Raw genomic sequence first — 24,695 nt, forward strand, 5'->3', positions numbered from 1 at the left:
GTCTCGAACCATGAAGGCCGGGTTGCAGCAGTGGGGCCTTCATCCTTCGAGACGCGCGTTCCGCGCTCCTCAGGATGAGGATCGAGTGACTATTCCTTGTCTGCGGCCATCCGCGCCTTGACGATCTTGTCGGGGTTCTGCACCGGCTCGCCGCGCTTGATCTTGTCGACGTTCTCCATGCCGTCGGTGACCTTGCCCCACACCGTGTACTGGTTGTCGAGGAAGCGGGCGTCGTCGAAGCAGATGAAGAACTGGCTGTCGCCGGAATCGGGATTGGCGGCGCGGGCCATCGAGGCGGTGCCGCGCACATGCGGCTCCTTGTTGAACTCGGCCTTCAGCTTCTTGCCGGAGCCGCCGGTGCCGGTGCCGTGCGGGCAGCCGGTCTGCGCCATGAAGCCCTCGATCACGCGGTGAAACACGATGCCGTCGTAGAAGCCCTCACGGACCAGCTCCTTGATACGCGCGACATGGCCGGGCGCGAGGTCGGGGCGCATCTCGATGGTGACGGGGCCCTGCGTGGTCTCGAGGATCAGGGTGTTTTCGGTGACGCTCATGCTCGTCTCTCTTGCGTTGGGGGTGAAGTCTTGTCGGGTGACGTCTTGCGGCTGCGGAACTGGATCGCGAATGGACGTCCCGCGGCGGCGCCGGCCATTGCATCGGTAAATGGCACCGGCGTGCAGCGTTGCAACGCCTCCATCACCGCGATCCGGTATTGCAGCCGGTCGTTGTCAGAGGCCTCCGCGGATTCATAGGTAATCCTCGGATGGCCCAGAATGTTTCCGGCCCGGTTAAAGCTCACCAGGACGGTGATGTCGAGTGGGCGGGCCCTCGCCGGCGACGGCGGTCTCCAGCAGGTGCGCAGGTGCCGGAAGATGTCCTGGATCGTGTCGACCTGGGCGGCCTCCACGGCCGCACGGGAGGTGGCGAGCAACAGCACCGCGGCAACCAGCAGGAGCCTGCCACCGCGGCGCGCCATGGCCGCGCCTATTTGATGTCTGAGGCGACCTGCACCTTCACCATCTTGTCGGGATCGGTGACGGAGCCGCCGGGCGAGCCGGGGGGCGCCTTCTTCAGCTTGTCGACGACGTCCATGCCCTGCACCACCTCGCCGATCACGGTGTACTGGCCGTCGAGGCTGCCGCCGTCGGCGAACATGATGAAGAACTGCGAGTTGGCGCTGTCGACGCTGTCGCCGCGCCGGGCCATGCCGACGATGCCGCGGGCAAAATGCACCTTGGAGAATTCCTGCTTCAGGTTCGGGTATTTCGAGCCGCCGGTGCCGTTGCCGTTCTGGCCGTCGCCGGTCTGCGCCATGAAGCCGTCCATGACGCGGTGGAACGGCACGTTGTTGTAGAAGCCTTCGCGCGCCAGCTGCTTGATGCGTTCGGCATGCTGGGGCGCGATGTCGGTCCTGAGCTTGATGACGATGCGGCCCTTGGTGCTGTCGATGACGATGGCGTTGGCCTTGTCGAGATTTGCTGGCAATTGCTGCGCCACCGCCGGCGCCGCGAACAGAAGCGCGGCAAGAACTGCGAGAATTCGGATCATGACAACTCCGGATCAGAGAGAAGAGGAAGCGCGCCGTTTTCAGGCGAATTTGGCCTTGAGCTGTGCCGCGACCTGCGGCGGGACGAAGGCCGAGACGTCCCCGCCCATGCCGGCGATCTGGCGCACCAAAGTGGCGGTGATCGGGCGGACCATGGGAGAGGCCGGCAGGAAGACCGTATGCACCTCCGGCGCCATGGCCTCGTTCATGCCGGCGAGCTGCATCTCGTAATCGAGGTCGGTGCCGTCGCGCAGGCCCCGGATCATGATGGTCGCGCCGTGCTTGCGCGCCGCGGTCACCGACAGATCGTCGAACGTCGTCGCCTCCAGCACGCAGCCGGCCTGCGCCGCGATCGGACCGCAGACGTCCTCGAGCATCTTGAGGCGCTCCTCGGTCGAGAACAGCGGCTTCTTGCCGGGATGCACCCCGATCGCGACCACGAGCCTGTCGCACAAGGAAACGCTGTGCCGGACCACGTCCAGATGGCCGTTGGTGATGGGGTCGAAGGAACCTGGGTAGAAGGCGATGCGCGGCATGGCCCCGTCCTACCGCGCCCCGCCCGGGCCGGCAAGCCGGGCAGGTTCCTAGCCCGTTTCCGGTCCAGCCCCTCCGAAAATGTCCCGTTGGGCGTCAGCGGCAGCCGGTTTGTTTCGTCTCGGGGCGGCCACGAAACAAAACGGAGCGCGAACGAAACCATTTCCCACATCGGCGAAGACGTCCGGAAACTGGCCATGGTTACTAATCCGGCCAACGAATGACGGGCCGCGTACTGGGCGTAGGCGGCCGCATCACAGGGGACTGTCATGATCAAGACCATTTCAGCGATCGCTCTGTCTGCGTGTGTTGCCGCGGCCCTCACCCTCCTGCCCGGCTTTGCTCCGAAGGTCGAAGCCAGCGTGCCGCAGCCGCTGGCCAAGAGCGACCGGCTCGACATCCGCAGCATCGGCCGTGACTGCTCGCAGCAGGCCTGGCCGAACTTCGAAGCGTCCTGCCTGCGTAGCGCCGGCACCAAGGCCAACGTCCGCGAGGCCCGCCTCGTGACCGCCAACCGCACGCCGTAATCGGATCTGTCAGGTTCGCGTCGGGCGGGTCCCTCAAGACCCCAGGAACATTTGTGACGTCTCGTCGCAGACTACGCGACGCTCGCGCCCGTCGGAATGGCCCGACGGGCGCGATCTCGTTCAGGGGGCACTATCGGCTGCGAGGAACGGCGGGTGGATGAGTCCCGATTCGCCAGCCTCTATTCCCCGTTCGCTCCATTCCCGTTCTCGGCCTCTTCCGTGATGTGCTCGACTGACACCACGTGCTCGTCCTCGGCGGTGTCGAACACGATCACGCCTTGCGTCGAGCGGCCGGCGATGCGGATGCCTTCGACCGGGCAGCGGATCAGCTGGCCCTTGTCGGTGACCAGCATGATTTGATCCGCCTCCTCCACGGGGAACGAGGCGACGAGATTGCCGTTGCGGTGGTTGACGCTCATGGCGACGATGCCTTTGCCGCCGCGGCCGGTGGTGCGGTACTCGTAGGACGAGGTCCGCTTGCCGTAGCCGTTGACGGAGACGGTCAGCACGACTTGCTCCTGCGCCGACATCTCGACATAGCGCTCCTGCGGGAGCTGGAAGCTGCCCGAGGTCTCCTCGGCCTCGGCATCGGCCGGCGCCTCGTCTGCGGCGGCTTCGCCCGCGACCGCGCGGCGCATCTTCAAATAGGCCGAGCGCTCGTCCGAGGTGGTGTCGACGTGGCGCAGGATCGCCAGCGAAATCACCTTGTCGCCTTCGCCGAGCGCAATGCCGCGCACGCCCATCGAGGTGCGCCCGGTGAATACGCGCACATCGGTGACCGGGAAGCGGATGCACTGGCCGCCCGCAGCGGTCAGCAGCACGTCGTCGCGCTCGGTGCAGATCTGCACGTCGACGATCGCCTCGTTGTCGTCGAGCTTCATGGCGATGATGCCGGAGCGGCGGACGTCGACGAAGTCGGACAGCTTGTTGCGCCGGACGTTGCCGCCCGTGGTCGCGAACATCACGTCGAGCTGGCCCCAGGTCGATTCATCCTCCGGCAGCGGCATGATGGTGGTGATGCGCTCGCCCTGCTCCAGCGGCAGGATGTTGATCATGGCCTTGCCGCGCGCGTTCGGCGCGGCCATCGGCAGCCGCCAGACCTTTTCCTTGTAGACCTGGCCGCGCGAGGAGAAGAACAGCACCGGAGTATGGGTCGAGGCGACGAAGAGCCGGCTGACGAAGTCCTCGTCGCGGGTCTGCATGCCGGAGCGGCCCTTGCCGCCGCGGCGCTGCGCCCGATAGGCCGATAGCGGAACGCGCTTGACGTAGCCCGCATGCGAGACGGTGACGACCATGTCTTCGCGCTGGATCAGGTCCTCGTCCTCGACCTCGCCCTCCTGCTCCATGATCACGGTGCGGCGCGGCGTTGCGAACTCGGCCTTCACCTCGGCAAGCTCGGTCTTGATGATGTCCAGGATGCGCGCGCGTGAGCGCAGGATCGCGAGATAGTCGCCGATCTCCCCGGCGAGCTTCGACAGCTCGCCGCCAATCTCGTCGCGGCCGAGCGCGGTGAGACGTGCGAGACGCAATTCGAGGATCGCCCTCGCCTGCTCCAGCGACAGGCGGATCGTGCCGTCCTCGTTGATCCGGTGACGCGGGTCATCGATCAGCGTGATGATGTCCTCGACGTCGCGCGCGGGCCAATCGCGCGTCATCAGGGTGTCACGGGCCGCCGCCGGTGTCGGCGAGGTGCGGATCACCTTGATGATCTCGTCGATGTTGGCGACCGCGATGGCGAGGCCGACCTGCTCATGGGCGCGCTCACGCGCCTTGCGCAGCTTGTACTTGGTGCGCCGGGTAACGACCTGCTCGCGGAAGCCGACGAAGATCGTCAACATATCCTTCAAATTCATCGTCTGCGGACGCCCGGAATCGAGCGCAACCGCGTTGACGCCGAAGCTCGTCTGCAGCGGGGTGAACTTGTAGAGCTGGTTCAGTACCACGTCGGGCACGGCGTCGCGCTTGAGCTCGACGACGACGCGATAGCCCTCGCGGTCGGACTCGTCGCGCAGGTCGGAGATGCCCTCGATCTTCTTTTCCTTGTAGAGCTCGGCGATGCGCTCGACCATCGTCGCCTTGTTCACCTGATACGGAATCTCGGTGATGACGATCGCCTCTCGATCCTTGCGAATGGTCTCGAACGTGACCTTGCCGCGCATCACGATGGAGCCGCGGCCGAGATGGTAGGCGCTGCGGATGCCCTGGCGTCCAAGGATGATACCGCCAGTCGGGAAATCCGGGCCGGGAATGATGTTGATGAGCTCGTCGATGGTCAGCGAGGGATTGTCGATCAGCGCAATACAGGCGTCGATCACCTCGCCGAGATTGTGCGGCGGGATGTTGGTCGCCATGCCGACGGCAATGCCGCCCGCGCCGTTGACCAGCAGGTTCGGGAACCGCGCCGGCAGGACCACCGGCTCCTTCTCGGAACCGTCGTAATTGTCCTGGAAGTCGACGGTGTCGCTGTCGATGTCCTCAAGCAGCTTCAGCGCGATCTTGGTCAGGCGGGACTCGGTGTAGCGCATGGCCGCCGCCGGGTCGCCGTCGACCGAGCCGAAATTGCCCTGCCCGTCCACCAGCAACTCGCGCATCGAGAAGTCCTGCGCCATGCGCACCAGCGCGTCGTAGATCGCCTGGTCGCCATGAGGGTGGTATTTACCCATGACGTCACCGACGATACCGGCGGACTTCTTGTGCTTCTTGTCGGGCGTGAAGCCCTGCTCGTTCATCGAGAACAGGATGCGCCGATGCACCGGCTTCAGGCCGTCGCGCGCATCGGGCAGCGCGCGCGACACGATCACGCTCATGGCGTAATCGAGGTAGGACTTCTTCATCTCGTCGAGGATGGAGACGGGGCGAATGTCCGAGGGTTGCGCCGGCTGGTCGCCGGGCTTGTTATCGTCGTCAGCCAAGGGGAAATCCGGTGAGGTTTTATCTGGGAATCATATAGCGCATCACACCCCTGATAACCACCCTTGCCGAGCTCTGGGGAAGCGCTTTTTCCGACTGTTTTTCCAGAGACTTACGCCCTTCGCGCCACGGCCGCGGACGAGGCCGGAACGGACTGGGCGGAACCGGCTCTCACGCCCCGAAAGTCACCCGGTGCATGATGCGCCCAGGCACCAGCGTGAACAGTCCCGCCACCACCAGGGCGCCGAAAAAGATGAAGATCATCATCCGCCGGTGGTCGGCGACGCGATGGGTGCGCGCACGCCATACCGCCAGCGGCAGCACCGCCAGGGTGAAGATCGACAAGAAATGGATCGGGCTGAACGGCCCGACCAGACGGATCTCGTGGATCCAGAACGACGAGGCGGCCACGAACACCATCAGGACCACCCAGATCCAGCCGATAGTCCGGTGCGGCAGCGTGCCCTTGGGGGCGGAGAACTGGAAGAGGCCAAGCACAAGGGCGGCCATTGCGGCAAAGGCATGCAGCGGGACCACCGGCGCGGCCTCAAGCAGCGGCGCAAGGCTCATGCAGGGCTTCCTCGTGTCCGGCGGAGACTGATGTGAGTATGATTAACATGAAAGTTAATATCATTCACATCACATCTCGCCGAAGACTTGAGGCGCACATAAGCTTAGGCCGGAAAAGCCGTCGACCAAAGAACTGTATTTATGTAGCAGGAACTCTCGGAAGCCCGCCCGAAAAGCACTGACCAATCATCCCGCCGATACCTGACCGATCGTCTCCGAGAGCGGCAAAGTGACCAACGTCCTTTTCGTCTGCAGCGCCAATCGCCTCCGCAGCCCTACCGCCGAGCAGGTGTTTTCGACCTGGCCCGGGATCGATACCGACTCGGCCGGCATTTCGAACGGCGCGGACGTCTTGCTGTCCGCCGAGCAGATTGAATGGGCCGACGTCATCTTCGTCATGGAAAAGACCCACCGGACCAAGCTGAACCGGAAATTCCGCTCCAGCTTGTACAACAAACGGGTCATCTGTCTCGACATTCCGGACGACTATGAATTCATGGATCCTGTCCTGGTGCGGATCCTTGAAAACCGAGTTGGCCGTTATCTGCGCCGAGACTAGCCGCCTCTTCCGAAGTCCTAGAACGGGATATCGTCGTCCATGTCGCTGTTGCGGCCGCCGCCGGCGGCAACGGGACGGCGCGGCGCGCTGCTGACGGGTCCGGAGGAGCCGAAGTCGCCGCCCGGCTCGTCGCCGAAGCTGCCACCTCCGCCGCCGCCACCGCGGCCGTCCAGCATCGTCAGCGTTGAGTTGAAGCCCTGCAGCACGACCTCGGTCGAGTATTTCTCGACGCCGCTCTGGTCGGTGTACTTGCGGGTCTGGAGCGCGCCTTCGATGTAAACCTTTGCGCCCTTCTTCAGATACTGTTCGACGATCTTGCAAAGCGGCTCAGAGAAGATCACGACGCGATGCCACTCGGTCTTCTCCTTGCGCTCGCCGGTGTTCTTGTCGCGCCAGGTCTCCGAGGTCGCGATGCTCAAATTCGCGATCGGCCGCCCGTCCTGGGTGCGGCGGATTTCGGGATCCTTGCCGAGATTTCCAACCAGAATGACCTTGTTGACGCTTCCCGCCATCGCCGCTCTCCACTCCGAATGCCACTGAATTTCAAAAGGGCGAATCCGCTGCCCGCGTTCCTCTGCGCCCCCTAGGGCGACCCTATACGCTTGCGGACACCGATCAGCCTGCCACCCCCAAGGTTATCCCCACATATAGCATCGCGCGCACGTTTGTTCCAGATTTGTTCTTCATCATGGGCGGGCAGACATTTTCCCGCGTGCCGCGAAAAACGTCAGCCCCGAATGGAACCTTTTCGAGTTCCCTTGAATAGGAAAAAACTCTTAACATTCATCAAGATGGAACCTGTCAATAGTCTGGCGAGTGTGGCTTTCCGGAGACGGACTCTGCCCTTTCCTTAGGCTACCTTTGCCTTGGAATTGATTCATATGGGTGTCGCGTCTGATCAGCCGCTTCAGGGACTTTCATGAAGCGGACGAAACTTGGGGAGACTGCAATGAATAAGATTCTTTTCGGCGTAATCAGTGCAATGGCATTGGGGCTGTCGGCTCCGGCAAGCGCGGCGGATATGGCTGCGCGTCCCTACACCAAGGCTCCGGCCCCGGCGGTCGCCGCGGTTTACGACTGGAGCGGCTTCTACATCGGCGTCAACGGCGGCGGCGGCACGAGCCGCAAGTGCTGGGACTTCGTGACCCCGGTCACGGGCGTTCTGGTGGCTGAAGGCTGTCACGATGCGACCGGCGGCACGGTCGGTGGTCAGATCGGCTACCGCTGGCAGTCGGCCAATTGGGTGTTCGGCCTCGAGGGCCAGGGCAACTGGGCTGACTTCTCGGGGGACAACGTCAGCCTCCTCTTCCCTGGAAGCGCTTTGGTCACCGGTGATCGTAACCGCTCTCACATCGATGCTTTTGGCCTGATCACGGGCCAGGTCGGTTATGCCTGGAACAACGTGCTGCTCTATGTGAAGGGCGGCGCCGCCGTAGTCGGGGACAAGTACGACGTCTATGCCGCTCCTGGCACGCCTGGCGCCGGCACGCTGCTGGCGTCGGCTCGCGAGACCCGCTGGGGCGGCACCGTTGGCGCCGGCCTGGAATTCGGATTTGCTCCGAACTGGACGCTCGGCGTCGAGTACAACCACATCTTCCTCGGCGACCGTACGATCGCCTTCACGACGCCTGCGGGCGTTGCCTTCGGGAGCGATCGCATCAGTCAGGACGTCGACATGGGTCTAGTCCGCTTGAACTATCGCTTCGGCGGCCCGCTGGTCGCGAGGTACTGATATCCCACCTATCGTGAGCGAAACGAAGGGCCGGCCCCAGCGCCGGCCCTTCTTTTTTTCGGCACATGCCTGGACGTAAATAAGTCAGCAACCATCACCTTTTGGACTGTTGTGGCTTTTCGGAGACACAACTTGCGGCTTTGATGGTGTAAAGACGGCGTCAGTTGGGCCGTTTGAGTCCGCTGCCCTTCCGCCACGGAAGGCAACAACAGAAACTGGGACTGGGATTAAGTTGAAAATGAAGAAGGTTTTGTTGGCTTCGGCCTGTGTATTCGCCCTTGCGGCCCCCGCTTCGGCTGCTGATCTGGCAGCCCGCCCCTACACCAAGGCGCCTGCGCCTGTTGCCTCGGTCTACAACTGGACCGGCTTTTACCTGGGTATCGTCGGTGGCGGCGCCTGGGAAAACAGCTCCGATGATCCGCGCATGCAGGGCGGTTTCGTCGGCGGCACCGTTGGCTACAACTGGCAGACCTCCAACGTCGTGTTCGGCATCGAAGCTGATGGCGCGTGGGCTGACGTAAACGCCTCGGCGACCGGTCTTGTTGATTTTGGTGGCGCCCTCGTTCCCACGACGGTCAGTTCGCGTATCGACGCGCTCGGCACCGTGCGTGGTCGCATCGGCTGGCTCGCTTCCCCGAGCGTCCTGCTGTACGCCACGGGTGGTTACGCCTGGATCAACAACAAGATCAGCGTCAGCGCGCCCCCTGTTCTGAGCCTCTCGGAGAGCCAGTTCCATTCGGGCTGGACGGTCGGCGCGGGCGTCGAGGCGATGTTTGCTCCGAACTGGTCGGTCAAGGGCGAGTACCTCTATCGCAGCCTGGGCGGCGAGACCTACTTCTCGGGCGTCTTCCCGGTCAACACCGGCACTCTCGACCTCCACACCGTGCAGGTCGGCGTGAACTACCACTTCGGCGGCCCGGTCGTCGCCAAGTACTGAGCTTCGTCTCTGACGCATCATCGTCACGAAAGGCCGGCCTCGCGCCGGCCTTTTTGTTTGTTGCGGCCGCCCGTTCGCTCGCGTTTTCGAAGGGGTGTGGCCGCTGGGTGACACAACCTTTGGCTTCAATGGTGTAAAAGCAATGACGTTGCTTGAGTCATAAGGTCCGCTGCTCTTCCGCTCTCCGGAAGACCGGAATGAGAAATGGAAGTGGGGAATGGATATGAAGAAGCTTTTGCTGGCTTCGGCCAGCTTGTTCGCACTCAGCGCGTTGGCACCGGCCTCGGCGGCCGATTTGGCAGCCCGCCCCTACACCAAGGCTCCGGTGGCACCGATCGCGGTGTACAACTGGAGCGGTTTCTACCTCGGCGCCAACGCCGGCGGTGGCTGGAGCCGCAACTGTTGGGATCTCACCAGTGTCGGCCCCTTCGTGGTCGCTCCGGCGGTGGCCGAAGGTTGTCACAATGCGACCGGCGCACTCGTCGGCGGCCAGATCGGTTATCGCTGGCAGTCCGCCAACTGGGTGTTCGGTCTCGAAGCCCAGGGCGACTGGGCTGACCTGAAGGGTTCGAACATCAGCTCGCCTGCCGCGCTCGCGCCGCTGGTGAACGAGACCAGGATCGACGCCATCGGCCTCTTCACTGGCCAGGTCGGTTATGCCTGGAACAACGTGCTTTGGTACGTGAAGGGCGGCGCTGCCGTCACTCACAACAAGTACACTGGCAGTTTTGGCGGCGTTACGCTCGACACCGCGAACGAAACGCGCTGGGGCGGTACCGTCGGCACCGGCATAGAATTCGGCTTCGCCCCGAACTGGTCGGTCGCTGTCGAATACAACCACCTGTTCATGGGCAGGCACAACGAGACCTTCACCTTCCTCGGCGTGACCACTCGCACCGACAGCATCAAGCAGGACGTGGACATGGCTACCGTTCGACTCAACTACACCTTCGGTGGCCCGGTGGTCGCGAAGTACTGAACTTCCCTGCCGAGGTCACATCGTCACGAAAGGCCGGCCTCGCGCCGGCCTTTTTGTTTTGGCTGGGTGCTCCGCGAGCGGTTCCGCGCGTTCCTGCTGCCAGATCCCGCCAGCACGCCAACAATCCGTTGACGATTCGCAAGTCCCACTGGAAATCCGCCGCCGTTCTTCCTACGTTCGCTGCCATACCCATCGGCGCCGATCCCGGTTCCGGGCGCAGCGCGCCTTTTTTGTTGGCGCGATCGCGCACCTTTGGGCTTCCTTGAGGGCAACTCGGATGGATGAAGTGATCAAGGCGAAGCGCCAACAACAGAACGCGGGCTCCAGCCTGCGCGCAATTACGATCCGCGGCGCGCGCGAGCACAACCTCAAGAATATCGACGTCGAGATTCCCCGCGACAAGCTGGTGGTGTTCACCGGGCTATCCGGCTCCGGCAAATCCTCGCTCGCCTTCGACACCATCTATGCCGAGGGCCAGCGCCGCTACGTCGAATCGCTGTCGGCCTATGCCCGCCAGTTCCTGGAGATGATGCAGAAGCCCGACGTCGACCAGATCGACGGCCTGTCGCCGGCGATCTCGATCGAGCAGAAGACGACGTCGAAGAACCCGCGCTCGACCGTCGGCACCGTCACCGAGATCTACGACTACATGCGCCTGCTCTGGGCCCGCGTCGGCGTGCCCTATTCGCCGGCCACGGGCCTGCCGATCGAGAGCCAGACCGTCTCGCAGATGGTCGACCGCGTGCTGGCGCTGCCCGAGGGTACCCGCCTCTATCTGCTCGCCCCCGTCGTGCGCGGCCGCAAGGGCGAGTACAGGAAGGAGCTCGCCGAATGGCTCAAGAAGGGCTTTCAGCGCGTCAAGATCGACGGCACCTTCCATGAGCTGGCGGAAGCCCCTAGCCTCGACAAGAAATTCCCGCACGACATCGACGTGGTAGTCGATCGCATCGTGGTGCGTGCCGATATCGGCCAGCGCCTCGCCGAGAGCTTTGAGACCGCGCTGAAGCTCGCCGAAGGCCTTGCCGTCGTCGAGTTCGCCGATGCGCCCGCGGCGGCTGCGCCTGCGGAGGAAAAGAAGAAGACCGCGAAAATCCACGACAAGAGCGGGCCCGAGCGCATCCTGTTCTCGGAAAAGTTCGCCTGCCCGGTCTCCGGCTTCACCATCCCCGAGATCGAGCCGCGCCTGTTCTCCTTCAACAATCCCTACGGCGCCTGCCCCGCCTGCGGCGGCCTCGGCGTCGAGCAGCATGTCGACGAAGACCTCGTCATCCCCGAGAAGGATCTGACGCTGCGCAAGGGCGCGATCGCGCCCTGGGCCAAGTCGTCGTCGCCCTATTACGTGCAGACGCTGACCGCGCTCGGCAAGCATTACAAGTTCACGCTCGACACCAAGTGGAAGGATCTGCCGAAGAAGACGCAAAACGCGATTCTCTACGGCTCGGGCGAGGACGAGATCAAGTTCTCCTACGAGGACGGGGTGCGCTCCTACGACACCAAGAAGCCGTTCGAAGGCGTCATCACCAACATCAACCGCCGCTACCGCGAGACCGAGAGCGAGTGGGCCCGCGAGGAGCTGGCGAAATATTTCCACGACGTCCCCTGCGAGGGCTGCAAGGGCTTTCGGCTCAAGCCCGAGGCGCTCTGCGTCAAGGTCGGCGGCAAGCATATCGGCGAAATCTCGGAGCTGTCCGTGAAGGGCGCCGGCGCATGGTTCGAGACCGTGCCGGAGGCGCTGAACGCGCAGCAGAACGAGATCGCGGGCCGCATCCTGAAGGAGATCCGCGAGCGCCTCACCTTCCTGCTCGACGTCGGCCTCAATTATCTGACGCTGTCCCGCTCCTCCGGCACGCTGTCCGGCGGCGAGAGCCAGCGCATCCGCCTCGCCTCGCAGATCGGCTCGGGGCTCACAGGCGTGCTCTACGTGCTGGACGAGCCTTCGATCGGCCTGCACCAGCGCGACAACGCCCGCCTGCTCGATACGCTGAAGCGGCTGCGCGACCTCGGCAACACCGTGGTCGTGGTCGAGCATGATGAGGACGCCATCCGCCTTGCGGACTATGTGCTCGACATCGGCCCCGGCGCCGGCATGCATGGCGGCAACATCGTCGCCGAAGGCACGCCCGCCGAGATCATGCGCAACCCGAAATCGCTGACCGGCAAGTACCTCACCGGCGAGCTCGAGGTCGAGGTGCCGGAGCGGCGTCCGCCGAACCATCGCCGCACCATCAAAGTGGTGAACGCGCGCGGCAATAACCTCAAGAACGTCACGGCGGAAATTCCGCTCGGCCTGTTCACCTGCGTGACCGGCGTCTCTGGCGGCGGCAAGTCGACGCTGCTGATCGATACGCTCTACCGCGCCATCGCCCGCAAGCTGAACAACGCCAGCGAGGGCGCCGCCCCGCACGACCGCATCGAGGGCCTCGAGCACATCGACAAGATCATCGACATCGACCAGTCGCCGATCGGCCGCACGCCGCGCTCGAATCCGGCGACCTATACCGGCGCGTTCACGCCGATCCGCGAATGGTTCGCCGGCCTGCCGGAAGCGAAAGCACGTGGCTACGAGCCCGGCCGCTTCTCCTTCAACGTCAAGGGCGGCCGCTGCGAGGCCTGCCAGGGCGACGGCGTCATCAAGATCGAGATGCACTTCCTGCCCGACGTCTACGTCACCTGCGACGTCTGCAAGGGCAAGCGCTATAACCGCGAGACGCTGGAGGTGCTGTTCAAGGGCAAGAGCATCGCCGACGTGCTCGACATGACCGTCGAGGAAGCCGCCGAGTTCTTCAAGGCGGTGCCGCGCGTGCGCGAGACGTTCCAGACATTGCACCGCGTCGGCCTCGACTACATCCATGTCGGCCAGCAGGCCACGACGCTCTCGGGCGGCGAAGCCCAGCGCGTCAAGCTGGCAAAGGAATTGTCAAAACGCGCCACCGGCCGCACGCTCTACATCCTGGACGAGCCGACCACCGGCCTGCACTTCCACGACGTCAAGAAGCTGCTGGAGGTGCTGCACGAGCTGGTCGCGCAAGGCAACACGGTGGTCGTCATCGAGCACAATCTCGAAGTCATCAAGACCGCCGACTGGGTTATCGACTTGGGGCCCGAAGGCGGCGACGGCGGCGGCGAGATCGTCGCCTGGGGCCCCCCGGAAGACATTGCGAAAGCGCCGCGGAGCTATACGGGGAAATTCCTGGCCCCGGTGCTGGAGAAGGCGCGGAAGCCGAAGCGGAGGCGTGCGGCGAGCGAGGCGGCGGAGTAGATTGCGCTGCATCGAAGCCACAGGGCTGTAGGGCGGATTAGCGGAGCGTAATCAGCCACTATTCGATCGGGAAAGAACCGACATGTCCGCTGGACTCGTACAAACCTACCGCGCCTTCGCCCACAACAACGCTTGGGCGAACCATCGCCTGCTCGCCGCCTGCGCTGCGCTATCCCAGTCTGAATTCGAAGCCCCCCGCACCGGCTTCTTTCCAAGCCTGCAGCGTACGCTGAACCACATCTACATCATCGACTTCTTCTACATCGATGCGCTTGAAGGGGGCTGGCTCGGACCGGCAGCCTGGAAGAACGAGGTGCCGTACCCCTCGTTAGCCGAGCTCAAAGCTGCCCAGGCCGCAATGGACAACCGCCTGATTGCGATCTGCGATGCGCTGACAACTGAACGGCTCGACGCCTTCGTCCGGATCAACCGCGATACGAGCGTTCAAACCGAGCGCTGCGACCGGCTGCTCATGCATCTCTTCCAGCATCAAATTCATCATCGCGGACAGGCGCATGCCATGCTGTGCGAAACGGATGTCGCGCCCCCGCAGCTCGACGAGTTCTTCGCGGAAGGCGAAGCGCCGCTGCGAGCCGCCGAATTCGCCGAACTCGGCTGGACCGAGGAGACCGTTTGGAAATCCAGGACGTAAGCTACGCCAGGAACTCCGGCGGCACATGGTCGGTCAGCCACACACCGTTCTCTGCGCGAAAAAACTTGAATCCCTTGGCATGCATGCTGCCGGCATCGACCTTGAAGATGTGCGGCTTGCCGTGGCGCTGACCGACACGCTGCGCAGTTGCCTCGTCGGAGGACAGATGCACCTGCTGGCGCGCCTGCGGCTTCAGGCCCTCGGACAGGATCGCCTCGACAAACCGTGTCGCCGTGCCATGATACAGGATCGACGGCGGCTCCTGCGGCGCCAAGGCAAGTTCAACCGAGACGGAATGTCCTTGCGCGGCGCGAATGCGATCAGTTCCAGGGGATAGCGAGAAACGCTTCTTGTCGCTCTCTGCGACGACGCGCAGCAGATCGTCGCGGCCAAACTTGTGCCGGCGGCATTTGCCTTGGCGATCAGGTCGTCGATGCTGGCCCACCCGTGCGAATCCAGCACCAACCCGATCGTTTCCGGCTGGTGGCGCAGGACCAGGCTCAGAAATTTGCTGAGCTGGGTGTCATTGATCGGCATGGTTACCCTTCCAGTCCCGCATCACTACACTCAAGTGGTTGGCAAGGCCAGATGATCGATCTGGAGGGAGCAATGAGCCAGTCGAACCTATACGCTATTTCGGAACGCGATCCTCGCCGAGCAACAGGTGACTTGCGTCTACGAGGGTCGCCGTCGCGAGCTCTGTCCGAATATCATCGGCGCCGACAAGTCCGGTGACGAAGCCGTGCTGGCCTGGCAGTTTGCAGGCGAAAGCAGCAGGCCGCTGCCGCAATGGCGCTGCCTGAAGCTGGCCAATGTCAGTGGGGCCCGGGCGCGGGATGGCCGCCGGCATGAAGGCGGCTCGCATAGGAGCACCCAGACCTGCGTGGCGAAGATCGAGCTCGACATCAATGTCGATGTTCGTAAGTTGCGGTGAGGGAGCTACAGGGGTCGAGATCGGAATCGAACCTCGTCGATCACGACGTAACGGCCGATCGCAGGGTTGATTTCGATCCGCTCGTGTCGCATGGCTGTCCTCGAACTCCACGAATATTAGCAGGCGACCTCACGCTTGTCAGCGAGCTCAAAATCCGGCCTCATGCCCTATTCCCTCGCCATATTCGATCTCGACGGTACCCTCGCCGACAGCTTCCCGTGGTTCCTGCGCACTATCAACGACGTCGCGGACCGCTTCGGCTTTCGCCGCGTAAAGGACGAGGATGTCGAGGAGCTGCGCCACGCCTCGTCGCGCGAGATCCTCGCCAAGCTCGAAGTGCCCATGTGGAAGCTGCCGGCGATCGCGCGGCATGCGCGGCGTCTGAAGGCGGAGGCGGCTTCCGAGATTTCGCTGTTCGCAGACGTCGAGACGATGCTGCGAACGCTGGCCGAGAACGGCGTGCAGCTGGCGCTGGTGACGTCCGACAGCGAGGCCAATGCGCGCGAGAAGCTCGGGGACGCCGCAGCGCTGTTCTCGCATTTCGACTGCGCAGCGTCGCTGTTCGGCAAGGCCGCGAAATTCCGCCGGGTCATCCGCCGCGCCGGCGTCGCGCCTAGCAGGGTGATCTCGATCGGCGACGAGGTCCGCGACATCGACGCGGCGCGGGCGGTCGGGATCGCCTGCGGCGCGGTGTGCTGGGGCTATGCGGCACCGGCGGCGCTAACGGCGCTTCGGCCCGACCATGTGTTCGAGCACATCCGTGACATCGCGCCGGCGCTGATCGGCGTCACAGCTCCGATGCGGGCTTAACACCACCGCGCGGCCGTATTGCTTTTCCATCGAGAGCCCGGGCCGGCCCTCACTCACTCGCCGGATCGACCGGCAGCCTTGCGCGAGGCTCCCGCTCCGATCTCCCGGTTCAGGCACGCAAAAGCCTCTTTCACGTAGACGGCCAAGGGCCGCTTGCCCTGGTCGCGATTCCAACTGTCCATCGCAAGCCGCAAGGCTCCGACCGACATCATGGCGATCACGCGCAGCGCAGCCTGCCGATGCGGCTGCGGCCACATCTGGGACAGCGCCGCGAACACGGCAGCTTCCTTCTCGACGTATTTCGCCTGCTGCCGGATGCGAAGCGACTCGTTCGCGGACATCAGGCGCTCGATCACTTTTGTTTGCTTGTAATCGACCGGGAAGCGGGCTGTCAGCTCCAGCAGGCCGTTCCTTGCGGCATCGAGCGGCGACTGCTTGGTCGTTTGCTCGAGCACGGCGGCACGCAAGGTCTCGCTGAAACCACCATCCTGCCACGCCAGGAGGATCTCTTCCTTGGACTTGAAGTAGTAGAAGAACGTCCGCCGCGAGATCCCCGCCGCCTCCGCGATCGCGTCGAGCGTGGTGGCATCATAGCCCCTGGTCAGAAACAGTTTAAGGCCCTGCTCGGCGATACGATGCAGCGTTTCGCGCCGCTTCCGCTCGCGCAGGCCTTCCTCCTTCCGGGATGAACTTTTCATGACCTGTTTTGCCATGAAATCGACCAGTTTGCAAAATTACACTAAGTGCAATACGTCGATTACACTCGGTGCGACTTCATACAAGGTGCCTTGATGGTGAACGGGTTGAGCGACACTTCCTCTCAGCATGTGCGATCCGCGCACGCGAATGGCGCGGACGGTGCGAGCGGAGCGACAAGCCTGACCCGACGGCGGTTCGGTGCCGCGCTGCTGGCGGTCGCCGTCACGGCCACGCTCGCCGCGCCTCCAGCCCGGGCGCAGTCCGCGCCCCCCGCGGTCGTCGACTTCGACTGGGTCGATCCGGCGCGTTCGCGGCCCGTTCCGGCGCGCCTGCACTGGCCGGCGGATGTTGCGCCGGGATCGCGCGTGCCGCTCATCGTGTTCTCCCATGGGCTCGGCGGCTCTCGCCGGGGCTACAGCTATCTGGGGCGATATTGGTCGGCCCGCGGCGTCGCCAGCCTGCATGTTCAGCATGCGGGCAGCGATTCCTCGCTCTGGGCGGGCAATCCCCTCGCCGTCGTGGACCGCCTGCAGCGTGCCGCTCACGAGAGCGAGGCGCTGGCGCGAGCCCTGGATCTGCGCTTTGCCCTGGATCGCATGCTGTCGAGTCCCCATGGTGCCCACGTAGACCACCGGCGCATCATGGCGGCGGGGCATTCCTATGGGGCGAACACGGCGCTTGTTGCGGTTGGCGCCCGCGTGATGCGCGACGGCAAGTGGGTCGAGGCGCGCGACCCGCGCTTTGCCGCCGCCATCGTCATTTCGGCCCCTCCATTCTATGGCGAACCCGATCTTGCCTCGGTGTTGAGCAGGATCACCGTTCCAACCCTGCACGTGACGGCGACGAAGGACGTCATCCAGATCCCCGGATATTACTCACCCGCTGCCGACCGGCTGGAGGTCTTCAACGCCATTGCCACACCGCGCAAGCTGCTTGCCGTGTTCGAAGGCGGCTCGCACAGCATCTTCACCGATCGCTCGTTCACCGGTGGTCCGGCGCTCAACCCGAAGGTGAAGCTCGCGACGGCCGAGCTCACCCTGGCCTTTCTCGACCTGGTTTTCGATGGCAACGGTGCCACGCTGGCGCGCTGGAACGTGACCTGGCAGCCCATGCTCGCCTCGGCGCCGGGCGCCGCACCTTCTCCCCTGCCCGTCGCGCAGTCCCGGCGCGTGGCCCAGGGAGTGGCGACCGGTCTCGTTCCCTCGCCATGAGGTGGCTCGCAGTTGCGGTCTTGAGCTCGATGGCCGCCGGTTGCGCGGCGGCTCCGCTGGAACGAGCGGGGTCGCTGGCCTCCTACGACGATCTCACGCCATCCGATGGTCTCTTGACCAAGTCGCAGTCTCCGGATCAGCAAGGCTGATGTTCTCGCCGCGAAGACCGCTCGCATCGAGCCGACCGCGTTCACGGCGACCGCAGCCAGCCAGCCGTTCACGCCGCAGCAGCGCAGGCTGATCAAGAACGCAATCAACAGAGCGATGTGTCTTGCGCTCAGCGAGCGCTTCCGGATCGTAGCTCCCACGGAGGCTGCGGACTTGAATGTTCGCGCCGTCATCACACAGATTGCGCCGACCGATGCGGCGGCAGCCGGCGTCTCCAAGGTCGCGAGCGTCGTGCCGTCCATCGTCGCTCCCGGCGTGCCCATTCCGGTGCCGCGCCTTCCGATCGGACTGGGGAGCCTGTCCGTCGAGGCCGAGGCCCGCGACCGCAGCGGCAATCAGCAAGCGGCCATGATCTGGGCGCGCGGAGCGAACTCCTTCACCAGCGCTCCGCGTGTATCGAGCGATGGCGACGCCTATGATCTGGCCGAGGCTTTCGGAAGCGATTTCGGGAGGTTTCTCGTTGCCGCGGAGAGCCCGTTCGGGAAGGTCCCCGCGCCGCCTTCCGTCGACAGATTGAGCGCCTCTCTCGGTGGTGCGCCCAAGGAAGCGATCTGCGAAACATTCGGCCGGGCGCCAGGATTGGCAGGCCTGGCCGGAGAAAGAATCGGGCTGCCGCCGGACTGGACCGACCGAGGCGCGCCGGAGAACACGATCTTGGAAGCGCAGAACGTCAATTGAGCTCTGGCGGAATGGCCGCTTGAATTCGGCCGGCCGGAGCAAGCGGCCTCGGGTTGTGACGAACTACTCCGTCCTGCGCAGGAACGCCCCGAACGCCCTTGGGCCGTCGCCGGTCTTGATCTCGCCGATCACCTTGAGCTCGGCCGCATCGATGATGCTTAGCGTGTTGCTTTCCCAGCAGGCGACAATGACGCGCTTGCCGTCGGCAGTCGCCGCAATGCCTTCGGGATAGTCGCCGACATGGATGCGCTTGACCGGCTTGAGGCTCGCCAGGTCGAACACGCTGACGGTGCCGCCATATTGGTCGGTGACGAAGCCTCGGCCTAGCGTCAGCGCCACCGCATATGGGCGCATGCCGACCGGCACGCGGCCGATCTCGCGGCCTTCCGCGATATCGATCACGGAGACATCGTCGGAGCCGACATTGGCGGTGTAGGCGCGCTTGCCCTCGGCATCGATGGTGACGCCGAACGGGCGGGTGCCGACCTTGATCACGGCCTTGCGTTGGCGCGTTGCCGTTTCCACCACCGAGACGCTGTCGTCGTCGCGGTCCGCCGAGAGCAGCAGCTTGCCGTCGGGCGTCACCGCAAGACCCGACGGCGAGGCGCCGACCGCGATGCTGGCGACAACGCTGCGCGAGGCCGTATCGATCACCCGCACCGCGGCCGCGTACCAATCGGCGACATAGACCGTCTTGCCATCGGGCGCCACGGCAATGCCGAGCGGCCCGCCGCCGACCTCGACGCGGCCGGCGACCTGCCGCGTGGCAGCGTCGACCACCGTCACCGCCTTGGCATCCGGGCTCGTGACATAGGCAAAGCGCCCGTCGGCGCTGACGGCGACGCCGGCCGGCTTGCCGCCGATTGGGATGGTCGCAACGCCGCGCGCGCCAGCGAGATCCACCACCATCAGATCTTCGCTGAGCTGGTTGGTGACGAACGCCTCGTCGGCGCGCGCGCTTCCAAAGCCGGCGTAACAAAGGCTGGCGGCGAGCGCCGCCAGAACCAGCGCCCGCACGATCAGCTGCCGCTCTCGATCTTCTTCTTGAGCGCCTCGAGCCCGGCCTTGTACAGCCCGCTCACGGCCTTGATCGCGGCCTCGTCGCTCAGCTCCGGCGGCGGGTCGTTGTTGGGATAGCCGCGATAGAACGCGCCGGCCCATTCCAGCTTGGCCTTGCCATCAGGCGCGGGCGAGACCGTCAGGGTCGAGGAATAATTGGTCACAGGCAGCACCTTCACGTCGACCTTGGTGATCCGGTACGAATAGCTCTGCATGTCGGGCTCGTATTTGTAGAGCTCCTCCTCGACCGTCCCGCCGCCCGTCAGGGTCAGCTTGCGCGTCGCGCCGATCTCGTTGCCCTTCTCGCCTTCGGTCTTGGTGACCGGCTGAAGCCAGCTCATGTCCTGAAAATGGCCGATCACCGCCCACACCTTGGCGGGGGCCGCGTTGATCTCGATGGATTCCCGCACCTTCTGCCGCGTCGGCCCATGGGCCCAGACCGGCTCGAAGGCGGTCATCAGAGCCATCCCCGCCACCGCCAGCGCCGCCACCCCGGCGATCGCCGGTCCGCTTCTCATCCTCATCTCGTTTCCTCGTTTCTCAATCTGCGCGACTTGGAACACGCGCTGAGGTCATGCTAGCGCATTTTTGGGCCATGGGGAGACCCGTTCGTGGCACGGCGGTGGCAAAGCCAATGCACACCATTGATTGGGTTGGTCGACGGGCAAAACACCAGACCGGGGTCAACCTGGCCAAGCCGAAATAATTCGCTTTACGCGAATTCGGAATTATCGCATGTTGCGGCCACCCCAACCCGGGCCGAGGGGCGCATCGCGATCGTCACGAACGCGGGATGGGAGGTGGTGGACGCAGGCAGCGTCGCGCGCAAGCGGTTTGCAGGGCGGATCACTCCGTGAGCAGGCGAGGCGCGCACACGACGGGCGCAGTCTGCGTACGGCAAAATCGTGTGGTCCTGGCGCCCGGGGTCTGTGCGCCAAGGCTTGCGGTGACGTTGCGGGCCGACCGGGCCCGCACCGTCAGTCATCCGCAAGGCGACGGGGGCAATAGTGCATCGCTCCCCGGGGAGAGCACGACATAAGCCGTCAACCCACTGCGCAGGGAAGGCCGGATGTTTGGCTTCACCTGTATGCCGCTGTGCAGCTTTTTCAAGCACACGCTTCGCACAGTGGACCGCGGGTGCCAGCCGGCACCCGGCCTTCCCTGCGCCCTCGGCATTTTTGAGGGTGACGAATGCAGCAAAGCTCGGGCGGACTCTGCCGCGAGGATGTGAATCCGCGCGTATGCGGGTAGCAATGCGAGATAAATTCGAGCTCTCGTGCCCCGGACGCAGCGCAGCGCCCCTTCGGCGGTGCGCTGCAGAGCCGGGGCCCATGCATCCGCGATGCTGCGGCTCCTGGGTCCCGGCTCCGCGCCGCAACGTTCACGCGTTGCAGCTTGACCAGGACACGGGAGTTGGCGCACTGCTGCTCCACACTCCGTCATTGCGAGCGCAGCGAAGCAATCCAGACTGCTGCCGCGGAAAGATTCTGGATTGCTTCGCTGCGCTCGCAACGACGACAGAGAGAGCTGGTGTTAGGGGATTCCCTCACTTACTCCCCCAGCGTTGCCTCCACGAACCCGCGCGGATCGACACAAAACTCACGCATCAACCGGTAATGGTCGGTCTGCTCCACCGTGACAGGCTCGAGGCCGTATTTGCCGAGCCGCAGCAGCCGCGCGTTGGGATAGGCCATGAGCATCGGCGAATGCGTTGCCATGATGACCTGGCAGATGCGGGAGTCTTCCATGCGCCGCAGTAGCTTGAGGAATTCGATCTGGCGCGCCGGCGACAGCGCCGATTCCGGCTCGTCGAAGATGAAGATGCCCTGGCGCTGGCAACGCTCCTCGAAGAAGCGCAGAAAACCTTCGCCATGGGAGTGCGACAAGAAATCGGGACCGACCTGGCCGGCGTCGCGCGCAGCCTTGTCCAGATATCGCGCGACCGAGAAAAAGCTCTCCGCACGAAAGAACCAGCCGTTGGTGATCTTCGGCAGCCAGCTTGCGCGCAGCGCCTTGGAGAGTTGGCCGCCCATCTCCTCGCGCGCTTCGGAATGATCGACCGGCTTGTAGCCCTTGCCGCCACCGGCATCGTCATAGCCGGCGAGCGCTGCGATGCCTTCGAGGATGGTCGACTTCCCGGTACCGTTCTCTCCAACGATGATCGTGATGGGGCTGTCGAAGCTAAGCTCGAAATCATCAGGGAAGACGGGCAAGCAAAACGGATAGGCTTCGCGGTCGCGAACCTGCGACGGGTCGAGCCATACCCGCTTCAGATACGGCGCTGGAAGGTTGATCGTTCGATTGCCTCTTCGTGCCATGACGTCCTGCCGCTACTCGCATCCGCAACGGAACATGACAGGAACATCCGGATTGCAAAAGCGCTATCTTGCACCTGCCACGTCACGGCTCACGAGCTAATCCCCTGCCTCCAGCACCAGCTCCATCGTCATCAGCACCGGATTGTCGCCACGGATCAGACGCCCCTCCGCAACGCCGCCGGTATAGTCGATCAGGGCGACATCGAGCGCAGCTTCCAGCGCGCCGGAGGCGCCGGGCGCGATTGTCCCTGCCGTAATCGCCAGCTCCGTCGCAAACGGCTCGGTCACGCCGCCATGGCTGAAGCGCGCGCCGATGGTCGATCCGACGCCGCCATGGATCTTCGCGCGGGCGATGCCGTTCGTGCGGCAGAACGCTTCGAGTGCGCCGGCAAAATCCTGGTTCGGGCGCAGGCGGAGCGCGAAGGCGCGGCTCGTCGTGCGCACGCCGGTGCTTGCAGCCGCGACCGGTCCGAACAGCTTGAAGTTGGTCTCCGCATCAGGCTCGGCCGTGAACACCGCACCGTTCAGACCGAAGGCTTCGACCTCGAACGGCTCGGCGACGACGGTCTCGTCCGGCATCATGTGGCCGCCGCTCGTCTTGCCGTCAGCCTCCGTCCACAGTCCGTGGCAATGAAAGAACGGCGCAGCGTCGCGCGTGCCGAGCGTCATACTGCCGAGCCTCAAACGCGTCACGCCGGCGGGCCGGAACGTATCGCTGTAGAACGCCGCATTCTCACCGGTCTTCGACAGCGCCGGCATGACATAGGCGAACGGCCCGAGCGCGCCATGGCGAAAATTCAGCACGCCGCCGGCGAAGCCCTCCGCGGCAAAGCCGCGCCGCGCGGCCTCCAGCAGCGGCAGACCGGCCTGAAGTGTGAACGAGAAAGCGCGTCCCCTCGCCTCCACCCATTGAATGCGTTCGGGAAGCGGCGCGCCCGGCTGCTTGATGCTCCGCATCTGGTGCGCTCAGCTCGCCTTGTCGAGGTCGAGCAGCCCGCGCGCCTCGAGCTCGTCGCGCACCATGCGCTTCGGCACCTTGCCGTAGCCCGATTTCGGCAGCGCGTCCCAGAAGAAGAAGCGCTTCGGCATCTTGTAGCGCGGCACTTTCGGCGACAAGAACGCCGCCATCTCCGCTTCGGTCACCGCCTTCGCGCCTTCTCGGACGACGCAGACGGCGACGCCGACCTCGCCCCAGGTCGCGTCGGGCACGCCCAGCACGGCGACCTCGCCAATCCCGGGATGGGTCAGGATCTTCTCCTCGATCTCGCGCGGATAGATATTGGAGCCGCCGGAGATGTACATGTCCGACGCACGTCCTGTGATGTACACAAAACCCTCCTCGTCCATGTGGCCGAGGTCGCCGGTGCGGAACCAGCCATTGCGGAACGCCTTCGCATTGGCTTCGGGGTTGTTGTAATAGCCGGCGAATACGGCAGGCCCGATCACGCAGATCTCGCCGCTCTGGTTGGCTTTGAGCTCGCGGCCCTCATCGTCCTGAATCGACACCTGCATGCCGGTGCGCTCGAAGCCGCAGGTGCCGATCCTGGCGTGCGGGCCGTCCTCCGGGTCGTGCAGCGCCGCCGGCAGCACGGTGATGTTGCCGGTGACCTCACCGAGGCCGAAATACTGCACGATCACCTTGCCGAGCTTCTTCAACGCCGCCTTCTGGTCCTCGCGATACATCGGCGCGCCCGCATAGATGACGTAGCGCAGCGAGGAATGGTCGTATTTGCCGGCGGCGGGATGCTCGACCATCATCTTCAGGATGGTCGGCACGGTGAAGAGATTGCTGACGCGATGCGCCTCGATCAGGCGGAACGCCTCGTTGATGTCGAATTTCTCGGTCGGCAGCAGCACGGTGCGCGCGCCGCGCGCGGTCTGCATCAATTGGTGCACGCCGGCGCCGTGCGACAACGGTGCCACCACCAGCGAGGCATCCTGCTCGGTCGTGCCGGGCGTCAGATCGGCGAGATGATTGGTAACGACGAATCCCATCTGGCCGTGGGTGAGCACGGCCGCCTTGGAGCGTCCAGTGGTGCCGGAGGTGAAGAAGAACCAGCAGGGATCGTCATGCTCGACGGCGACATTCTCCACAACGGCGCCCGCGTGCAAGGCGATCGCATCGGCCACCGAGCGCTCGCCGAACGCGGCCTTGCCGTCGACGCTCCAGGTGAACTCCAGCGCACCGTCCTTCACCGCCGCGGCGTGCTCGGGGAAATCGACATGGCACAGGAACGCCTTGGCGCCGGAGGCCTGCGCGAGATAGCTGACCTCATCCGGCATCAGACGGAAATTGGTGGGCACCCAGACCGCGCCGAGCCGAAACGCGGCGAACATCGAGACAAACATCTCATCGCCATTCTTGGAATGGACGAGGATGCGGTCGCCCTTGGCTATGCCCCGCGCGGCGAGCGCCGCGGCCAGGGCGGAGACCTGCGCATCGATCTCGCGCCAGGTCCAGGACTTGTCCCCCCAGACGAAGCCGGGACGCGCGCCATGCCGCCGCGCATTCTGGGTCAGCATATAGGCGAGATTCATGACGCGGCGGGACATGCGCAGGGGCTGCATCGGGCTTCCTCTTCGACGACGGGCGGCACGCAAGCCGTCCGTTCA

General features: G+C 64.4%; 24 protein-coding genes and 1 pseudogene. 11 read left to right on the top strand and 14 right to left on the bottom strand.

What is annotated here, in order from left to right; translation table 11 throughout:
* Nucleotides 1–89 precede the first annotated feature (89 nt).
* Genes I6F12_RS16795 through coaD form a run of 4 tightly spaced genes read right to left on the bottom strand, consistent with a single transcriptional unit; the run spans nt 90 to nt 2,082 of the window.
* Nucleotides 90–554, bottom strand: a complete 465-nt coding sequence (locus tag I6F12_RS16795) for a peptidylprolyl isomerase (protein ID WP_225156864.1) — start codon at nt 552–554, stop codon at nt 90–92.
* Nucleotides 551–976 (bottom strand): hypothetical protein, encoded by a 426-nt coding sequence (locus I6F12_RS16800; RefSeq protein WP_036028153.1) that lies wholly within the window; start codon nt 974–976, stop codon nt 551–553. The genes I6F12_RS16795 and I6F12_RS16800 overlap by 4 nt, the downstream gene beginning before the upstream one ends.
* Before the next feature lie 8 nt (nt 977–984).
* On the bottom strand, nt 985–1,548 hold the full coding sequence (locus I6F12_RS16805) for a peptidylprolyl isomerase (protein WP_036012644.1): 564 nt from the start codon (nt 1,546–1,548) through the stop codon (nt 985–987).
* Between the two features lie 39 nt (nt 1,549–1,587).
* Nucleotides 1,588–2,082 carry a pantetheine-phosphate adenylyltransferase gene (gene coaD / locus I6F12_RS16810; protein ID WP_036028155.1) on the bottom strand — a complete coding sequence of 165 codons (495 nt, stop codon included), beginning with the start codon at nt 2,080–2,082 and terminating at the stop codon, nt 1,588–1,590.
* Nucleotides 2,083–2,349: 267 nt separating this feature from the next.
* Here coaD and I6F12_RS16815 point away from each other — a divergent pair, with 267 nt between their 5' ends.
* Complete coding sequence (locus I6F12_RS16815) at nt 2,350–2,607, top strand: hypothetical protein (RefSeq protein ID WP_036012649.1); 258 nt, start codon at nt 2,350–2,352, stop codon at nt 2,605–2,607.
* Nucleotides 2,608–2,786: 179 nt separating this feature from the next.
* On the opposite strand, the gene gyrA is transcribed toward I6F12_RS16815, so the two are convergent.
* Nucleotides 2,787–5,519, bottom strand: a complete 2,733-nt coding sequence (gene gyrA / locus I6F12_RS16820; protein WP_225112462.1) for a DNA gyrase subunit A — start codon at nt 5,517–5,519, stop codon at nt 2,787–2,789.
* A 169-nt stretch (nt 5,520–5,688) separates the two neighbouring features.
* Complete coding sequence (locus I6F12_RS16825; protein ID WP_225133670.1) at nt 5,689–6,087, bottom strand: DUF2306 domain-containing protein; 399 nt, start codon at nt 6,085–6,087, stop codon at nt 5,689–5,691.
* Between the two features lie 229 nt (nt 6,088–6,316).
* On the opposite strand from I6F12_RS16825, the gene I6F12_RS16830 reads away from it, so the two are divergent.
* On the top strand, nt 6,317–6,646 hold the full coding sequence (locus I6F12_RS16830; protein WP_225156865.1) for a low molecular weight protein tyrosine phosphatase family protein: 330 nt from the start codon (nt 6,317–6,319) through the stop codon (nt 6,644–6,646).
* 17 nt (nt 6,647–6,663) lie between these two features.
* On the opposite strand, the gene I6F12_RS16835 is transcribed toward I6F12_RS16830, so the two are convergent.
* On the bottom strand, nt 6,664–7,158 hold the full coding sequence (locus I6F12_RS16835; RefSeq protein ID WP_025036423.1) for a single-stranded DNA-binding protein: 495 nt from the start codon (nt 7,156–7,158) through the stop codon (nt 6,664–6,666).
* A 437-nt stretch (nt 7,159–7,595) separates the two neighbouring features.
* Here I6F12_RS16835 and I6F12_RS16840 point away from each other — a divergent pair, with 437 nt between their 5' ends.
* The 5 genes from I6F12_RS16840 to I6F12_RS16860 all read left to right on the top strand — a co-directional run bounded on the left by I6F12_RS16840 (nt 7,596) and on the right by I6F12_RS16860 (nt 14,205).
* A complete protein-coding gene (locus tag I6F12_RS16840; protein ID WP_036028162.1) occupies nt 7,596–8,378 on the top strand; it encodes an outer membrane beta-barrel protein in 783 nt (260 codons plus the stop codon).
* Nucleotides 8,379–8,616: 238 nt separating this feature from the next.
* Entirely contained in the window at nt 8,617–9,315 is a 699-nt protein-coding gene (locus I6F12_RS16845) for an outer membrane protein (protein ID WP_036012666.1), read from the top strand.
* Nucleotides 9,316–9,538: 223 nt separating this feature from the next.
* Nucleotides 9,539–10,294 carry an outer membrane beta-barrel protein gene (locus I6F12_RS16850; protein WP_036028173.1) on the top strand — a complete coding sequence of 252 codons (756 nt, stop codon included), beginning with the start codon at nt 9,539–9,541 and terminating at the stop codon, nt 10,292–10,294.
* A 277-nt stretch (nt 10,295–10,571) separates the two neighbouring features.
* Nucleotides 10,572–13,553, top strand: a complete 2,982-nt coding sequence (gene uvrA / locus I6F12_RS16855) for an excinuclease ABC subunit UvrA (RefSeq protein WP_057029260.1) — start codon at nt 10,572–10,574, stop codon at nt 13,551–13,553.
* An 82-nt stretch (nt 13,554–13,635) separates the two neighbouring features.
* Nucleotides 13,636–14,205: a DinB family protein gene (locus I6F12_RS16860; protein ID WP_225143481.1), complete on the top strand. Its 570-nt coding sequence runs from the start codon at nt 13,636–13,638 to the stop codon at nt 14,203–14,205.
* A gap of 1 nt (nt 14,206) precedes the next feature.
* Here the strand turns inward: I6F12_RS16860 and I6F12_RS16865 are convergent.
* Nucleotides 14,207–14,742 (bottom strand): annotated as a pseudogene (locus tag I6F12_RS16865) (RNA 2'-phosphotransferase).
* Between the two features lie 127 nt (nt 14,743–14,869).
* Here I6F12_RS16865 and I6F12_RS16870 point away from each other — a divergent pair.
* Nucleotides 14,870–15,139: a hypothetical protein gene (locus I6F12_RS16870; RefSeq protein ID WP_225143479.1), complete on the top strand. Its 270-nt coding sequence runs from the start codon at nt 14,870–14,872 to the stop codon at nt 15,137–15,139.
* 162 nt (nt 15,140–15,301) lie between these two features.
* The gene (locus I6F12_RS16875) at nt 15,302–15,949 is read left to right on the top strand and encodes an HAD-IA family hydrolase (protein ID WP_036012680.1); all 648 of its coding nucleotides are present in this window, start codon (nt 15,302–15,304) and stop codon (nt 15,947–15,949) included.
* Nucleotides 15,950–16,002: 53 nt separating this feature from the next.
* On the opposite strand, the gene I6F12_RS16880 is transcribed toward I6F12_RS16875, so the two are convergent.
* Nucleotides 16,003–16,647, bottom strand: coding sequence for a TetR/AcrR family transcriptional regulator (locus I6F12_RS16880; protein WP_225156866.1), 645 nt, complete (start codon nt 16,645–16,647; stop codon nt 16,003–16,005).
* Nucleotides 16,648–16,752: 105 nt separating this feature from the next.
* Here I6F12_RS16880 and I6F12_RS16885 point away from each other — a divergent pair, with 105 nt between their 5' ends.
* Entirely contained in the window at nt 16,753–17,859 is a 1,107-nt protein-coding gene (locus I6F12_RS16885; protein ID WP_225156867.1) for an acetylhydrolase, read from the top strand.
* Nucleotides 17,860–18,033: 174 nt separating this feature from the next.
* The gene (locus I6F12_RS16890; protein WP_346656321.1) at nt 18,034–18,705 is read left to right on the top strand and encodes a DUF3313 domain-containing protein; all 672 of its coding nucleotides are present in this window, start codon (nt 18,034–18,036) and stop codon (nt 18,703–18,705) included.
* Nucleotides 18,706–18,768: 63 nt separating this feature from the next.
* Here the strand turns inward: I6F12_RS16890 and I6F12_RS16895 are convergent, their stop codons facing one another.
* The 5 genes from I6F12_RS16895 to I6F12_RS16915 all read right to left on the bottom strand — a co-directional run bounded on the left by I6F12_RS16895 (nt 18,769) and on the right by I6F12_RS16915 (nt 24,650).
* On the bottom strand, nt 18,769–19,722 hold the full coding sequence (locus I6F12_RS16895) for a cytochrome D1 domain-containing protein (protein ID WP_109143677.1): 954 nt from the start codon (nt 19,720–19,722) through the stop codon (nt 18,769–18,771).
* 2 nt (nt 19,723–19,724) lie between these two features.
* Nucleotides 19,725–20,288, bottom strand: coding sequence for an SRPBCC family protein (locus I6F12_RS16900; protein WP_225156868.1), 564 nt, complete (start codon nt 20,286–20,288; stop codon nt 19,725–19,727).
* 1,026 nt (nt 20,289–21,314) lie between these two features.
* Nucleotides 21,315–22,082 (bottom strand): AAA family ATPase, encoded by a 768-nt coding sequence (locus I6F12_RS16905; RefSeq protein WP_109143675.1) that lies wholly within the window; start codon nt 22,080–22,082, stop codon nt 21,315–21,317.
* Nucleotides 22,083–22,178: 96 nt separating this feature from the next.
* The gene (locus I6F12_RS16910; protein ID WP_225156869.1) at nt 22,179–23,039 is read right to left on the bottom strand and encodes a DUF296 domain-containing protein; all 861 of its coding nucleotides are present in this window, start codon (nt 23,037–23,039) and stop codon (nt 22,179–22,181) included.
* Between the two features lie 9 nt (nt 23,040–23,048).
* Nucleotides 23,049–24,650 (bottom strand): acyl-CoA synthetase, encoded by a 1,602-nt coding sequence (locus I6F12_RS16915; RefSeq protein WP_225139980.1) that lies wholly within the window; start codon nt 24,648–24,650, stop codon nt 23,049–23,051.
* Nucleotides 24,651–24,695 lie beyond the last annotated feature (45 nt).

It is taken from the genome of Bradyrhizobium sp. IC4059 (genome assembly GCF_020193615.1).
GTDB lineage: Bacteria > Pseudomonadota > Alphaproteobacteria > Rhizobiales > Xanthobacteraceae > Bradyrhizobium > Bradyrhizobium yuanmingense.